We start from the raw sequence: 14,536 nt of genomic DNA on the forward strand, positions 1-14,536 counted from the left end.
ATAAATAAGTGTTAAATTTTGTCTTTTATCGCTTCAAATTTGGCCACAGCAAGAGTATCTTTAGCTAATTAGTTAAGCAACCTAACAATTGACAACAAGCATCATGTCGTTGTCTTACGCGCCGAGGTAGTAATGGTTAATAACACTTATGATGCCATCGTTGTTGGCTCCGGAATAAGCGGCGGTTGGGCCGCCAAAGAGCTCACAGAGAAAGGCCTGAAGGTATTAATGTTGGAGCGTGGCGAAAACGTTGAGCACGTAAAGGACTACACCAACACCCATAAAAACCTGTGGGATTACCCTCACCATGGTCGCCCAAGCGAAAAAGCGCTGGCGTCTCAACCGATTATGGCACGTGGTAAGGGCTATCCGTTCAACGAAGTTACCATGGGTACCTGGGCGGATCATGAAACTTCGCCCTATGTGGAAAAAGAACCATTTCAATGGTTTCGCGCTTATCAGGTAGGTGGCCGTTCACTGCTGTGGGGCCGGCAGTCTTACCGACTCAACCCCGAAGACTTTGAAGCTAACGCTAAAGAAGGCGTTGCCATTGACTGGCCAATCCGTTACAACGACATCGCCCCCTGGTACAGCTATGTAGAAAAGTTTGCCGGTATCTCAGGTAATAAAGACGGTTTGGACGTGCTGCCCGATGGTGACTTCCTGCCTGCGTTCGAAATGAACGCCGTAGAGAAGGACCTGGCCGCGCGCCTGAAAAAGCACTACAAAGGCGAGCGCCACATGATCATGGGCCGTACAGCTCACATTACCGAGCACCGCCCGGAGCAGGGCCGCGGGAAATGCCAGAACCGTGATAAATGCTGGACGGGTTGTCCATGGGGCGGTTACTTTAGTACTCAGTCGGCGACACTCCCAGCGGCACTGAATACCGGTAATCTCACCCTGCGCCCGCTGTCGATAGTGAAAGAACTCATTTACGATAAAGACAAAAAGCGCGTTACCGGTGTGGAAATCATTGATGCAGAAACTAAGGAAACCATTGTTTATAAAAGCAAGATTGTGTTCCTGAACGCATCGACGCTTAACTCTGCCTGGGTACTGATGAACTCCGCCCGGGATGTGTGGGACAACGGGTTGGGTTCGAGCTCAGGCGAACTCGGTCATAATGTGATGGATCACCACTACATGCTGGGGGGCACTGCGGACATTCCAGGCCATCTTGACAAGTATATCTATGGCCGCCGCCCAACCGGTATTTATATTCCGCGCTTTGCCAACTGGGGCAGTGACAAACGAGACTTCCTGCGCGGCTTTGGCTTCCAGGGCAATGCTGAACGTCAAAGCTTTACCCGTGACGCTAATGGCCTCGGCATTGGCGCGACACTGAAAGAGACTCTGAGCAAGCCAGGTAAATGGACCATGCGCACCGTTGGATTTGGTGAAATATTGCCAGATCATCGCAACAAGGTCAGCCTGAGTAAGACGGTCACGGATGCCTGGGGACTACCGGTACTCGAAATGGATGCCAAAATTCGCGACAACGAAATCAAAATGCGTAAAGCGATGAAGGAAGACATTGTTGAGATGTTTGATAGCATTGGTCTTAAGAATGCACAGGCTTGGGAATCGACTTACCATATGGGTAAGGGTATTCACGAAATGGGCACTGCGCGTATGGGCCGGGATCCTAAAACCTCTGTGCTTAATAAGCACAACCAGGTATGGGACGCACCGAACGTTTTTGTCACCGACGGCGCCTGTATGACCTCATCATCCTGTGTCAATCCGTCTCTGACTTACATGGCGTTAACCGCCAGGGCAGCAGACTTTGCCGTTGAAGAATTAAAACGGGGGAACCTGTAATGGCAAATTCATCATCCACGACCATGGACCGCCGTACGCTGTTAAAGCTGATTGCGGCCTCAACCGGTGCCGGCCTGATTAATGCTCCGGCACTGGCAGTCTGGGAAGAACAACCCGAACTGCTACCGGTAAGCAAAGCAGGTTTTGATGACGCCACCGTGGCGCTCATTACTGAACTCTGCGAGGTTGTTATTCCGCGTACCGACACACCGGGAGCCAAAGACGCCGGTGTACCACCGTTTTTCATAGGCATGGTGCGCGAGTGCTACGACGAACAGCAGCAAAAGCTGTTTGAAGCAGGCTTTGCCGACATTGAATCACGTAGTAACGCACTTTACGGCACCCCCTTTGCAACCCTGGCAGCAGTGCAACAGTCCGATCTGATCACCGCCATTGATGCAGAAGCCATGGCGTTTAACAAAGGCGAAGCGACACAGTGGGATGGTTCTGGCTTTAGAGGTCAGCCACACTACTTCACACTAATGAAACAATTGATTATTTTTAGCTTCTTCTCATCCAAAGTGGGTGGTACTCAGGTACTCCGCCACTCCGATGTGCCCGGCGGCTACTATGACATTCCTTATAACGAAGGCGATAAAGCCTGGACAACAGTCTGGCCCTGGTAAACAACGATGAATTTAAACAAACTTATTAAACTTCCACTAATCCAAGCCGCAGTGCTTACTGCCGGTTTGCTAAGCATAAACACTGCCCACGCGGAAACGGCTATTGCTGACTGTGTATTACGAGACGCCAGTTTTAGCGTACAGCTGCCTGCGTATGACGTAATGATCCGCCCGGAAGCCCGGACTATTGCCGAGAAATACTACCCTGGTCTGTTTGAAACACTGCCAGCCTGGCTTCTCAGCGAAAAAATGCCATCGTTCGCTACCATACTAACTCTGGAGCAACTTATCGCCAGAGCTGATCCGGCAAAGTCGCGTCTGGCTGAGCTCGATGCTGAACTTCGCGCGTTGCCGGTTACCGAAGCCGTAAAAGCTGCACGCTGTGCCCGCTTCGATGCTGAACCTCAGCATTTTACGGTTGATGATGCACCGGTGCAGGTGCTGGTGTATCAGAAAATCAACGGCTACGACCATGGGCGTTCGGTTACTGCTGCTACCGAAGCGCTGACCCGTATATCAAAAGAAATGGGCTATGGCGTTACCGTTACCGCCAATGGCGGCGCGTTTAATGCTGAAAACCTGTCTCAGTTTGATGTGGTTGTATGGAACAATGTCAGTGGTGATACGCTCACCCTTTCGCAGCGTGCGGCATTCGAAAACTATATGAACAGTGGCGGTGGTTTCCTTGGTGTCCATGCTTCAGGTGGTGATTCCATCTATTTCTGGGACTGGTATCGTGAAGCTTTGCTTGGCGTGCAGTTTATTGGTCACCCTATGGATCCGCAGTTCCAGTTGGCCGAACTAACCACCCACGAGAATTCGGCACATATCGCTGAGTCATTGCCTGATACCTGGTCTATTAAAGATGAATGGTATTCCTTTGCAGCAGAACCGGACCTCGATGGCGTGGAATACGTTATCACGATTGATGAAAACAGCTATCAGCCGGGCGATTTGGCGATGAACGGTGTCCATCCCATTGCCTGGAAGCACTGTGTAAAGGAAGGCCGCGCTATGTATACAGCGATTGGTCATCGCGAAGAGATGTATGATGTACCGGAAAATATCACACTGATTAAAGATGCCCTGAAATGGACATCAGGCCACGGCGCTAAGGTATGTGCTAAATAAGGATGCGTACTAATTGAAAAGCAGTGCTGAGAAAGCCTGTATCTAGCCGCAAAAAAGGCTCCTGTATGGGAGCCTTTATGCCTTCAAGCATTATCCATGCTGTTCGTCGAGTAGTTCAGACTTTTTCTTAATCTTACAATTGAAGATTTTCTGGGTATTTTTCCTGCCTAAATACCAGGCAACAGTGTATGGATGTGCGCGCTTGAAGAATCGTTTAAAAGCTTTCATATTACATCCTCCTTTTTGTGTTGCCCTATTAACTATATGACAATACTGTAATAATTGCCAGTGCAATTTTAAAATCGTATACTATTTTGTTTTTACTTTGATTTTAAGGATTCACTTAACTACGCCTGACAGAATCATAAAAGATTGAAATATATTGATTTATTTTGAAATTCCGCAGACCATCTTCGCAGATTTAACAAGACTGGTTATCCGTCTTTTTTTGCTGCGACTAATGGCTCAGATACACTGACTACTGCTAAATAACCCCCAGCTTTATCTGATAGCCATATCAGATGCAACCACAGGAGCAGGAATGATTCGGGAAATCAGCATTGAAGATACGGTTGAAGTTGCCTCAATTTACAATCACTACGTTGAGCATACGCCAGTTACATTTGAAGAAGAGCCAGTGGCGCCAGAGGCGTTTGCCCAACGGATCAAGGCTGTGCTGGATTCGGGCCTGCCCTGGCTGGTATCCTCCGACGGCGGCACCCTATCAGGCTATGCCTATGCCACTGCCTTTAAGCCCCGCAGTGCGTACCGGTTTTCAGTAGAGTCAACCGTTTACCTGGCGCCCGATGCCCAGGGAAAAGGTCTTGGTACCGCATTGTACGAAGCGCTCCTGCAAAAGCTTTATCAGGCAGGGATTCGTAATGTCATTGGCTGTATCACTCTGCCCAATCCCGCGAGCGTGGCTCTGCACGAAAAAATGAACATGCAAAAAGTGGGGCACTTCCCGGCAGTAGGATTTAAGTTCGGACAATGGCTGGATGTTGGATTCTGGCAACTACAGATCTCTCAGGAATCCGATTAACACAACTGACCTGCTTGCGTTACTCAATACTGATCAGTCGGGCATCAACAATCATAACAGCATTAGGGCCAATTGAACTGCTGTTACCCCGCTTCCCCCAGGCCAGCTCCGGTGGGATCACAAATTCATACCGGGCTCCCACGTTCATTAACTGAAAGCCTTCCTGTAAACCTTCAATCGCTTCGCTGACGGCGTATTCTTCCGGTAAGCCCTTCTTATATGTGTCATCAATGACACTGCCATCACCTAACTTGATACGCTGATGGACTTTTACCCTGTGCTGAAAACCGGGTTTTACCCCCTCGGCCTGCTCAATAATTCGATACAGTAAACCCGACGCCGTTTCGCTAGTATCGTCGCGCTGTTGGTATTTTGTCAGCACCTCTTCGGTCAGGTTTCTGTTACTGCCACGCGAGCCTTTGGATTGTTTTCGTTTTGCCATATTGTGAACTTGCACTACTCATAAAATAAAAAATAATGGGGTCAGAGTAATTAAATCACAAATGATTATAGTACTCTGAGCAACCAGGACTAATCTGCAATCAATCGAACGCCATATATCCCACCTGCTACAGAGCCGGTGCCGGCCTCGAATTTCAACATCAGTTTTTCAGCCTGCTGCATCGACGGACTTAGCGGATAATCAACGGTGTAAAAATCGCTGGTTGGTGAGCCCACTGGCAGCTCAACTTCCGACAGCACTTCCTGATTCACTTTAATGCTGAACTGACGATTAACGTCACCTTTAAAATAGGTAATCCGCAGTGACCTGGCGCGCAGGTCGGGATTACGTAACAGGTACTGAAAGTATCCACTGGCATCCCGCCAGTGCCTGCCATTATTCACACCAGCCCGGGTATTCTCGCCAGTAAAATCGTGCTCTACCTCCGGCTGTTGCTCCCCGGGTGTGACTTTATCAACAGTGATGGCCTGCAGAGCTGAAGTAGCACTGGCTTTAGCTTTGGCATCATCAACAAACTGGTTAAACCCGGCTTTATCCAGTTGCGGCCAGTACACCTGATAGCGGGAGTCGTGTAAGCGGAAAAACGGGATTAACATGGTTGGTTTATTGCCATCTACCGGATCGGCAATAGCCACGTTATCGGTTGCAACAAAAGTCAGCCCTTTCTCTTCCGTCCGCTCAAGATTCTGTAAAAATCGCTCAGGCTCACCAAGCATAATCGGCAACGCTTCAGGAGGACAGACAGGCCCCGCAGCAACATGCCCCATGCGGCTATCATCGGCCACAAAGTTAATCTGCTCGTTGGCAAATGCCGTCACCGGCGTTGCCATGACCACCGGACCATACATCACCGAATAATAGTCCTGTCCGTCAGGCAATTGCTCAACATGCAACGCCGGGTTTACTGAGAACGTCACTGTATCACCTGCCTGCCATTGACGACGGAGCTGAAGATAACCTTCGGACAAGGGCGCATCAACTGCCTCACCGTTAACCGCCACCTGTAGCGACTTATCAGCCCACTGTGGCTGCCTGACATTCAGCGTAAATGTCGCGGACTCCTGACTGGGATCCACTTCAAGCGTCACTTTGTCATCATCCGGAAAACGGGTGTGTTGTTGGAGCAGTACGCCTTTCTCCTGCCAGTTGAGCGTGGCGGGTATAAATAAATTGACCCACAACGCATCATCCGTATGCGTAAATACTAACTCTCCATACTTACTATGATTCTCAATCCCTGAGCCTACACAGCACCACATTGAGTCCTGTACCGAGGAGTACATCCGATAGTGGCCGGGCCGCATGGAGGTAAAGTACACCAGTCCGCCATGTTCGGGGTGCTGACTGGATAAAATATGGTTATATGTGGCGCGTTCGTAAAAATCCAGATACCGCTGTTCGCCGGTACGTAAGAACAACATCTTACTGAGCTTCATCATGTTGTAAGTATTGCAGGTTTCCGGCCCTTCGATATCTTCCACCATCGGCGTGAAGTCTTTATCGTCATGGAAATGTTCGCGTACGCTGTTGCCGCCGATACTGACACTGCGATGCTGGCTAACCGTGTTCCAGAAAAATATGGCTGCGTCTTCCCATACGTCATCATCATCCAACTCCGCTACCCGCAACGCACCAATAATTTTAGGAATTTGCGTATTGGCATGCAGGCCGGTTAATTTATCTTCATACTGAGTTAACGGCCGCATGATTTTTTGATGGGTAAACTGGCGCGCCAGCTCTAAGTAGCGTTCATCACCGCTTATTGCCGCCATATCGGCAAACACCTCATTGAGACCACCGTGTTCGGAATACAGCATTTGCTGGATCTGCTCTTCGTTCAAATCAGCGGTGATATCGAGCATCCATTCACCAAGCTCCAATAACATGACTCTAGCCTGCTCACGGTGAGCGATTTGGTAAGCATCGCGCAAACCATGGAATATTTTATCAATGTTATACAACGGAACCCAACGGTCGTTCAGGCTGAATAAGTCTGCATTAATTTTACCGGCTTTAATTTCAGCCCACATCGCTTTGCTGTTGGGAATACCGCCAAGATATCCATTGCCGGCCTCCTGCGCCTGCTTAAGTTCGTCGAGCATATATTCCAGGCGGTCTAGCAAAGCCTGATCGCCGGTGGCAGCGTAACCAAGACTTAACGCAGAGAGATAATGGCCGCCAATATGACCGTCAAGACCGGTGTTTTCCCAGTTTCCATAGGATGCCGTTTTAGGCTCAAGGCCCGCCTCGCGTAAATAAGGCGCGAGCAATTTGTCGGGATCCATGGCCAGCAGATAATTCACATTGGTATGCATGGCGTGGGCAAACGGCCCATCAGTAAGACGCACTTGTTGCAAGTCAAACAGGCTGGCATTCGCCACAGAGACAGAAGCACGCGCTGACGCGCTGCCCGCTGTTTGAGCCAATTCGGATGATTGCTGATTAGCAGGTTGGCTGCAGCCGTTGAGGGTTGTCAGAGCGGCACTGACGCAAAGCGCCAGTGCCCAGTGTTTAACTGTATTTATCTTCATAGCGCTTCGCCATTTTTGTATTGTTTAGTCCCTTTGCGCCTGACTAAAGACGCTGCGACCACCGGAGGCTGATTGATAACCAGCCAGACCCGGCGTCGCTTCTGTAAGCGTTTGGGTAATCGTTGCATGTCTTGCGACGTTATTTCACACCGGATGCCATATCAGCACTGTGTTGACTGGCGGCGTCCAGTTGAACGTCATGTTTGAGCCGTTCAGTGGTGGTGAAGAAGCAAAACAGAAACATCGCCACGGCCAGACCACAGCCATCAGACCCATTGCAGTCTGGTATCCTGCTGCCAGTTTACCTTGCCAATAATCAGCACAGGCCCCGAAGCCTATCTTCTCTAACCGGGTTAATTTTTGTGAAACCATACCACCACGCTTCCGACTTTCAGCCTTAATACATTAGGCTGTGTGAAATAGACATAAGACTGCTAATTCAGCCCTCGGCTTGTCGTATTTGCAAACCAAATGTTAACATAACATATACTATCATCATACAATTTAAACAAGACGTATTATGACTTTCAGGAAGGGGAATTTTTGCGCCTGGGGAAATATTAACAATCTGCCTGAACAGGCTGTTAACAACAAAGAGCCCGAAGAAATGCCGGGCTCTCACTACATGTGCGTGACCCCTGCGCGAAAGCGCTCTGGAAACATAAATTTCGCCGTTTTCATCTACTTCAAACTCGGGAATATCCTGTTCCGAATCCTGCATCGTGTAACTCGCCTGAACACCTATCCCATCGAGCATTTCTGGTAAGTTGTCAGGGACAATATACCAGTCCTAATTCAAGGCCGCACAAGGTGCTATCAGAAGCATTACCAAGTTGCAAAGCAGAGCGGGTTTTATAGACACTGGGGCTTCGTAACAATGCTGCAGGAATAGCAGCCAGTGCAGTGGAACGGCCTGTCGAAGTAAAAATATTTCTACCATTAACAGTGGTTGTTGCATCAGATACCCCCGAATAGTAACCGTATTCACTTCACCTGAAGCTCTGTCAGTTACCTGAACACCGGTAACCCGTTACAGGGCCTCTACCACATTAATATCAGGAAATTTACCAATGTCTTCCGCAACGATTGTGTCTACGATTTGCAAATTCTGACGCTTGATGTTGATGGCTGTATTTAAACGAGTCCAGATACCGGAGACTTCAATAACCTCTAGGTCTTCTGGTGCGTCTTCCCGTGCATTCCCAGCTTATTGAGCATTGTACTACCCAGCGCAAACATGATTGCTGTTGCTAGTTGCGTTCTTTTACACATACGGTAAACCACCATTACTAGGAGCCAACCAAACTCCGGCCAGTCACCTTTATACAAGTTGTGTTAACTGCAAAGTAAACAATATCAGTTTTGTAGCAGAACGATTCGATCACGCCAAGATGTTATTGTATGACTTAATTAATACCAATGAAGTCTGGCAAATATATTAACATGTGTTAGCAAATCGGACTGCTGCATAGTTCGATTAAAAGACAAAGGCCATAACGTAAAAATTAATATTAATATTCAAACCCTTACATTTAACTAGATTGATTTACCCGATTTAACGATTAACAATGGATTTACATACTATATACTGTTTGATATATTCAATTAGTCATACAATATTACTCTGGTGAGATGTAACCATGAGATGGTACAAAGTGTTGTTAGCCGTGAATATTTCCGCTGTATTAGTTGGATGTGGGAACGGAACACAACAAAATGTTGAGGGTGTTGTTGAAGCCCTTCAGAACGAACCGTCTGTCAGTGTTGCCAACCCGACCTTTCCAACCGGCGTTACTTTTAGAGAAGCAGGCGTTCACGATCCTTCTGTTATTGGTATGAATGACAGCACTTTCTATAGCTTCGGTTCTCATATGGCCTATGCCAGCTCTACCGACATAGTTAACCGGACTCAGTTAAACCCAGGCGCCGCAAGTAACGACGCCGCAGCAAACACGCCATTATTCAATACCTACCGGTCAGAGGTATCAGAAGGTATCGACTGGGTAGGCGGCAATCTTTATTGAAGCAAATGCCGATGCCTACATATTCTTCGATAATCTGATGCCGAAATACGTCAAACTTAAAGACAATATACTAGAGCTGGATGGCGAGATAAACACCATCGACGTATCCAATTACACCGAAGTCTCGTGGGTCCATAAAAAGGGCGATAATTATTACTTTAGCTATGCCTGCGAATTTCCGGAAAAGATCTGCTATGCCATGAGTAAGAGTATTCATGGTCCATGGGTGTACAAGGGCCTATCGAGGATAGTCGCGGTTAACTCAGAAACCAATCCCCAGTCGATTATTGAGTACAAAGGTAAAAGTTATTTTATTTATCACACCGGCGCGCTGCCGCCTAAAGATGGCCAGGCAAGCGGCGGACGCTTTCGCCGTTCAGTGGCTGTAGAGCCTTTTTATTATAACGAAGATAGCACCCTGAAACGTGTCATTATGAGTACTGAAGGCGTGCAGAATTAACAAGGAGTAATGATGAGATTAAAATTAGTTGTCTGTGCCCTGCTGGGGGTTGGCCTGTCGTTTGGCTGTGTTTCCAAACAACATGAGGTGAATATCACCGCCGACCTCAGTAAAGAAGGTGCAACCATTAATAAAGATATCTACGGTCAGTTTGTCGAGCATCTCGGACGGGGTATTTACGAAGGGATCTGGGTAGGTAAAGACTCAGATATACCCAATACCAAGGGTTTTCGGAATGACGTCCTCAATGCCCTGCGCGATATTAAGGTGCCACTGGTCCGCTGGCCGGGTGGGTGCTTTGCCGATGAATACCACTGGCGTGACGGAATTGGCGATCCCACAAAGCGTCCGGTGAAAGTGAATACTCACTGGGGCGGTGTGGAGGAAGATAACGCAGTAGGCACCCATGAATTCTTCGATTTTGTCGAGCTGCTCGGGGCTGATGCATACATCAATGGTAACCTGGGTAGCGGCACCGTGCGTGAAATGGCTGAGTGGGTCGAATACATGACCTCAGACAAAAACTCCACGCTGGCCAATCAACGCCGGGCAAATGGTCGCGATGAGCCCTGGGATATTGCGTATTTTGGTATTGGTAACGAAAGCTGGGGCTGTGGTGGTCATATGTCGCCGGAGTACTATGTTAACCTGTATAACCAGTTTGCCACCTTCATCAAAACGCCGCCGGGTAAAATGCCAAAACTGGTGGCCAGTGGCGGCCATACCGAAGATACCGCATGGACTGATGTGTTAAGCGCCAGTATCGAGCGCAACATGGATGGCATCAGCTACCACTTCTACACGTTGCCTAACAGCGATTGGTCGAACAAGGGCCACGCTACTGAGTTTACCGAAACCGACTGGTTTAAAACCATGGAGCGTACTTATCGCATGGATAGATACCTTAAGGATAATATCGCAAAACTCGATGCTAACGATCCCGACGGTAAACTGGGCTTTTACGTGGATGAATGGGGTACCTGGTACGACCCTGAGCCGGGCCGTGAACCGGGCTTTTTGTATCAGCAGAATACCCTGCGTGATGCGGTGTTAACCGCGGTGAACTTTAACCTGTTCCACCACTATGCCGAGCGCGTGCACATGACCAATATCGCGCAGATGGTCAACGTACTGCAGGCCATGATCCTCACTGATGGTAGCGATATGCTGCTAACACCAACTTATCATGTGTATGGCATGTATAAGGTCTTTCAGGATGCCACCTCGATCCCATTTACCATCAACGGTAGTGAGTATCAACAAGGCGACCAGTCGTTACCTGCGGTCACCGCCTCTATTGCTAAGGGTCAGGATGGCAAGGTGTATATTGCTCTGGTTAACTTAGACCCGGCCAATGACGCAGAAGTCACTTTGGATTTTGACAACGGTGATTTTTCTTCACTGGTCGGTCAGATCCTGACTGCTGATGCCATTACGGCTAAGAACACGTTTGGCGCCAAGGACGTCGTTAAACCTGCATCATTCAGCAGTGATTTTGACGAACTAGTACTGCCAGCCAAGTCGGTGCTGGTTGCAGAGCTGAAATAAGCTGGTCTGTACCGGATAAAAGCGCGGTCAGTTTCTGGCCACGCTTTTTTTACTCACTCAATCCCAGTTCACTGGCACTTAAATGGTCGGTCAGATGGGGCTTACCCTTCACATAAAAATGCCGAAAAACGTTAAAGTAATGCGCCAATGTTTGAGCAGCGCTAGCTTCGCCGGCCAGTTTTAATACCTCTACGCCAACTTCTGCAGTACACAACTGATGGGCATGTGCCGCCTCCCGCAATTTATACTCTGAGTTCGCCTGCGGCTGAATACCCAACACCGGCAGATGCTGCAGATACTCACTTTTACGAAACATTTTGCGCGCTTCACGCCAGGTACCATCAAGCATGATAAACAAAGGGACTTTACCGGTATCAGCTACCGCATGCTCGCGTCGCTCAGGCTCAGCATATTCGTGGGGAAAGATAATAAACGGCTGATAGCTCGGATTGTCGAGCAGCGCTAAAAACGCTGGCGAGGGTTCAGTGCGATGCCACGTAAAGGCGTGATTCACCTTTGCCACATCGGCAATCAGTCGCCCGGTATTCGTTGGCTTGTAACATTCGCCTTTGTACATCAAAAACACAAAAGCACTGTTAGCCTGCGGCTCTGGCACATGCTTGCAGATACAATTGGCGGTTGGCAGCAAACAGTCATCACAGCGTACGACCTTGCCCCCGCGGGCCAGAAACGGGCGGGTTGAATGAACCAGCTCTCGCTGGCGCAGGGCTAAAACAGAATTATGCAAAGCATTGCCGGAATAAAACGAACAGGGTTTCATTATATATGAGCCCTGCCCGGCACGACCAGCATTGCTGAGCGGTATTTAATCGCCGGGTGATTGTAGTGAGCATAGTGTCACGGGCTAAACCAACGGATAGCGGGTTTCCAGGCTATCGATATCCACGACATTGCCGTTGCGGTTTACCTGCCGGTACAGACCCAGCTCAGCCGGGGGGACAAAACCAGCTGCCAGTTCAATATCGTTCAGGCGTGCTCCCTGAGCCACCAGGAACGTCAGATAAGTATGCCTTAGCGCAGCCACTGAAAACTGATCCGGGTATGGCAGCCCTGCGTCGTGAGCCACGTTAATGATCATCTGATCTAACTGACTGACATCCAGACGACTGCTCAATACCGTCGCTTCAGGGTCGCTTTCTGACTCGCACAATAATCCTATGCACTCATTGGTCAAGTCGAGGGTACGGGCAAAGTCACCGTGGATCTTTAGTCCGCCTTTTTGCACCAGCACGTCCTGATAACGTACTTCAGGTAATTCCTCTGGTGCTACCCCGCTGAGCAACAACGCAATAACCAGTTTGCCATCTCGATTGGCCGCTTTGTAGAGCCCCTGGCAGTCTTTTTCACTCAGTAACCTTGCATTGTTTGAGGTGGCTTCATGACCAAGTTGCATGGGGGCTTGCTGATGCCCTAATTGAGAGACCTTTTGTTGCTCAAGCGCCTGATGGGCAGCCATTTGCTGCTCCAGAGTCAGCCCCTGATTGGGCACCACGTTATAGCTGGTAAAGGTCGGCGCGGGAGCTTGTTGGCGATGAATCGAGCTGAACAGCTGCAGTGCCAGCAAGCCAAGAATAATTGCTACGACCAACGCAATGGCAGAGTCCCGCCAGTAGTGTGGCGCTATGGGAAAGTCCGGTTCAAAGGGTTGCTCCAGGATATTAATGGTTGGCTGCATGGGCTTTTGCACCTCTGCCTGTACCAGTTGATCCCGCAAAGTCTGCGACTGTAGTTGTAACTGCTCCAGGGCACCGTCAAGGCGGGCATATTCTTCGAGTTTCTGATTAAAGGCCTGGGCATCAAGCGACAGTTGTTTAAGTTCGCTCTCCAACTGCTGCTGCTTTTGCTGGGAAGACGTTACTGTTCGTTTGAGCTCTTCCAGGTAGCGCTGCTGGCTTTGTACTACAGTCTTATCGTAATTACCTCTGAGTTCCTCCAGTTTGCGCTTTTTGCCAACGATATCAGGGTCCATATTCATATAAGTGGGGGTGAAGTTTTCTGCCAGTTCGGCTAGTTCCGCTTCCACTTCGGCAATCACGGCATAGAGGCTATCCATGCGTGCTTTGTCATTGGGATGAAAGACCATTTCGCCGCGCGCAATACTCTGGCGTACGGTGGCCAGCTCAGCCTCGGCTTCAGCCTGCATAGACTCAGCCTCATCCAGCGCAGCGCCCTTACTTTTAATTTTCGCCAGTACGCGGTTTTCATCACGCTCCAGCGAAACAATGTTGTTTTCTTCACCAAAGGCCTGCACTACTGCCCGTTGTGCACTAATCTTTTCTTCCAGCGCGAAGAGTTTTTCCTGTTCGACACTGATGGTTTCTGCGGTGTTAGCAAGGGTTTCGGCCGACAGTTGTTCAAGGTACAGACTGAGCCACTGCTCCAGGACCGGTTTTAACAGAGTTTTGTCTTCTCCGCTGGCATACAGACTAATAATACGACTACTGGTATTGGCCTCGGTACTCAACATACCTGCCAATTGCTCCGGGCTAAGTGACAATGAATCATAGGCCAGCAACCGAACACTCAAATCATTAAATACACGATTACTGGTAAGACGCTGGTTGTTCAGGGTAATTTGCTCAACCGGCACAGTGCTTTGCTCGGTATTATGTTGCTGGGCATAGCTGAAATGAACGATGGCCTGACTCTGATAAATTTCTGCCCGCGACCAAATCCACACCAGAGCGGCAGCAAATACCACCAGAAACGTTAAGCTTAACACTAACCACTTTTGCTTTTGCAGCTTTTTGGTTTCTTCCTCTGAACGCAGATCTGCGTTGCCTGTGACAAATTGTGATGGCGTCACTTCGACTTTGCCATTAAATGCCATGTGTTATTTCCATATTCCAACGCAATACCCCCATCT

Annotated in this window: 12 protein-coding genes and 2 pseudogenes; 7 read left to right on the forward strand and 7 right to left on the reverse strand. The window is 48.9% G+C overall.

Translation table 11 applies throughout. The features are described 5' to 3' along the window. Positions 1 to 132 precede the first annotated feature (132 nt). The 4 genes from AC2T0J_RS03795 to AC2T0J_RS03810 all read left to right on the forward strand — a co-directional run bounded on the left by AC2T0J_RS03795 (position 133) and on the right by AC2T0J_RS03810 (position 4,623). Entirely contained in the window at positions 133 to 1,824 is a 1,692-nt protein-coding gene (locus tag AC2T0J_RS03795) for a GMC oxidoreductase (protein WP_489808848.1), read from the forward strand. Continuing rightward, the gene (locus tag AC2T0J_RS03800) at positions 1,824 to 2,450 is read left to right on the forward strand and encodes a gluconate 2-dehydrogenase subunit 3 family protein (protein WP_489808849.1); all 627 of its coding nucleotides are present in this window, start codon (positions 1,824 to 1,826) and stop codon (positions 2,448 to 2,450) included. Before AC2T0J_RS03795 ends, AC2T0J_RS03800 begins: the two co-directional genes overlap by 1 nt. Positions 2,451 to 2,456: 6 nt before the next feature. Beyond that, positions 2,457 to 3,581 (forward strand): ThuA domain-containing protein, encoded by a 1,125-nt coding sequence (locus AC2T0J_RS03805; RefSeq protein WP_489808850.1) that lies wholly within the window; start codon positions 2,457 to 2,459, stop codon positions 3,579 to 3,581. A gap of 541 nt (positions 3,582 to 4,122) precedes the next feature. Further along, positions 4,123 to 4,623 (forward strand): GNAT family N-acetyltransferase, encoded by a 501-nt coding sequence (locus AC2T0J_RS03810; protein ID WP_489808851.1) that lies wholly within the window; start codon positions 4,123 to 4,125, stop codon positions 4,621 to 4,623. Between the two features lie 19 nt (positions 4,624 to 4,642). Here AC2T0J_RS03810 and AC2T0J_RS03815 read toward each other — a convergent pair whose 3' ends face one another. The 5 genes and pseudogenes from AC2T0J_RS03815 to AC2T0J_RS03835 form a co-directional block, all read right to left on the reverse strand. Further along, on the reverse strand, positions 4,643 to 5,065 hold the full coding sequence (locus AC2T0J_RS03815; RefSeq protein WP_489808852.1) for an FKBP-type peptidyl-prolyl cis-trans isomerase: 423 nt from the start codon (positions 5,063 to 5,065) through the stop codon (positions 4,643 to 4,645). An 89-nt stretch (positions 5,066 to 5,154) separates the two neighbouring features. Beyond that, a complete protein-coding gene (locus AC2T0J_RS03820; protein WP_489808853.1) occupies positions 5,155 to 7,617 on the reverse strand; it encodes a beta-L-arabinofuranosidase domain-containing protein in 2,463 nt (820 codons plus the stop codon). Then, a complete protein-coding gene (locus tag AC2T0J_RS03825; protein ID WP_489808854.1) occupies positions 7,614 to 7,745 on the reverse strand; it encodes a hypothetical protein in 132 nt (43 codons plus the stop codon). The genes AC2T0J_RS03820 and AC2T0J_RS03825 overlap by 4 nt, the downstream gene beginning before the upstream one ends. A gap of 16 nt (positions 7,746 to 7,761) precedes the next feature. Next, positions 7,762 to 7,989 (reverse strand): hypothetical protein, encoded by a 228-nt coding sequence (locus AC2T0J_RS03830; protein ID WP_489808855.1) that lies wholly within the window; start codon positions 7,987 to 7,989, stop codon positions 7,762 to 7,764. 452 nt (positions 7,990 to 8,441) lie between these two features. Further along, positions 8,442 to 8,797, reverse strand: a pseudogene (locus AC2T0J_RS03835) (TonB-dependent receptor plug domain-containing protein); the annotation flags it as partial. Positions 8,798 to 9,257: 460 nt separating this feature from the next. Between AC2T0J_RS03835 and AC2T0J_RS03840 the strand changes: the two are divergent. The 3 genes and pseudogenes from AC2T0J_RS03840 (at position 9,258) to AC2T0J_RS03850 (ending at position 11,649) form a co-directional block, all read left to right on the forward strand. After that, positions 9,258 to 9,641 carry a hypothetical protein gene (locus AC2T0J_RS03840; protein ID WP_489808856.1) on the forward strand — a complete coding sequence of 128 codons (384 nt, stop codon included), beginning with the start codon at positions 9,258 to 9,260 and terminating at the stop codon, positions 9,639 to 9,641. Further along, a pseudogene (locus tag AC2T0J_RS03845) lies at positions 9,628 to 10,101 on the forward strand (family 43 glycosylhydrolase); the annotation flags it as partial. The gene AC2T0J_RS03840 and the pseudogene AC2T0J_RS03845, both read left to right, overlap by 14 nt. 12 nt (positions 10,102 to 10,113) lie before the next feature. Continuing rightward, positions 10,114 to 11,649: an alpha-N-arabinofuranosidase gene (locus AC2T0J_RS03850; protein ID WP_489808857.1), complete on the forward strand. Its 1,536-nt coding sequence runs from the start codon at positions 10,114 to 10,116 to the stop codon at positions 11,647 to 11,649. A gap of 49 nt (positions 11,650 to 11,698) precedes the next feature. On the opposite strand, the gene AC2T0J_RS03855 is transcribed toward AC2T0J_RS03850, so the two are convergent. Further along, positions 11,699 to 12,430, reverse strand: coding sequence for a tRNA-uridine aminocarboxypropyltransferase (locus AC2T0J_RS03855; RefSeq protein ID WP_489808858.1), 732 nt, complete (start codon positions 12,428 to 12,430; stop codon positions 11,699 to 11,701). 84 nt (positions 12,431 to 12,514) lie between these two features. Next, a complete protein-coding gene (locus tag AC2T0J_RS03860; RefSeq protein WP_489808859.1) occupies positions 12,515 to 14,500 on the reverse strand; it encodes a hypothetical protein in 1,986 nt (661 codons plus the stop codon). Between the last annotated feature and the right edge of the window lie 36 nt (positions 14,501 to 14,536).

It is taken from the genome of Alteromonas sp. ISO5, from assembly GCF_058105165.1.

Coding starts and splice junctions, on each gene's coding strand:
- AC2T0J_RS03795 (WP_489808848.1), top strand. CDS start 133: ATGGTTAATAACACTTATGATGCCATCGTTGTTGGCTCCGGAATAAGC.
- AC2T0J_RS03800 (WP_489808849.1), top strand. CDS start 1,824: ATGGCAAATTCATCATCCACGACCATGGACCGCCGTACGCTGTTAAAG.
- AC2T0J_RS03805 (WP_489808850.1), top strand. CDS start 2,457: ATGAATTTAAACAAACTTATTAAACTTCCACTAATCCAAGCCGCAGTG.
- AC2T0J_RS03810 (WP_489808851.1), top strand. CDS start 4,123: ATGATTCGGGAAATCAGCATTGAAGATACGGTTGAAGTTGCCTCAATT.
- AC2T0J_RS03815 (WP_489808852.1), bottom strand. CDS start 5,065: ATGGCAAAACGAAAACAATCCAAAGGCTCGCGTGGCAGTAACAGAAAC.
- AC2T0J_RS03820 (WP_489808853.1), bottom strand. CDS start 7,617: ATGAAGATAAATACAGTTAAACACTGGGCACTGGCGCTTTGCGTCAGT.
- AC2T0J_RS03825 (WP_489808854.1), bottom strand. CDS start 7,745: ATGCAACGATTACCCAAACGCTTACAGAAGCGACGCCGGGTCTGGCTG.
- AC2T0J_RS03830 (WP_489808855.1), bottom strand. CDS start 7,989: ATGGTTTCACAAAAATTAACCCGGTTAGAGAAGATAGGCTTCGGGGCC.
- AC2T0J_RS03840 (WP_489808856.1), top strand. CDS start 9,258: ATGAGATGGTACAAAGTGTTGTTAGCCGTGAATATTTCCGCTGTATTA.
- AC2T0J_RS03850 (WP_489808857.1), top strand. CDS start 10,114: ATGAGATTAAAATTAGTTGTCTGTGCCCTGCTGGGGGTTGGCCTGTCG.
- AC2T0J_RS03855 (WP_489808858.1), bottom strand. CDS start 12,430: ATGAAACCCTGTTCGTTTTATTCCGGCAATGCTTTGCATAATTCTGTT.
- AC2T0J_RS03860 (WP_489808859.1), bottom strand. CDS start 14,500: ATGGCATTTAATGGCAAAGTCGAAGTGACGCCATCACAATTTGTCACA.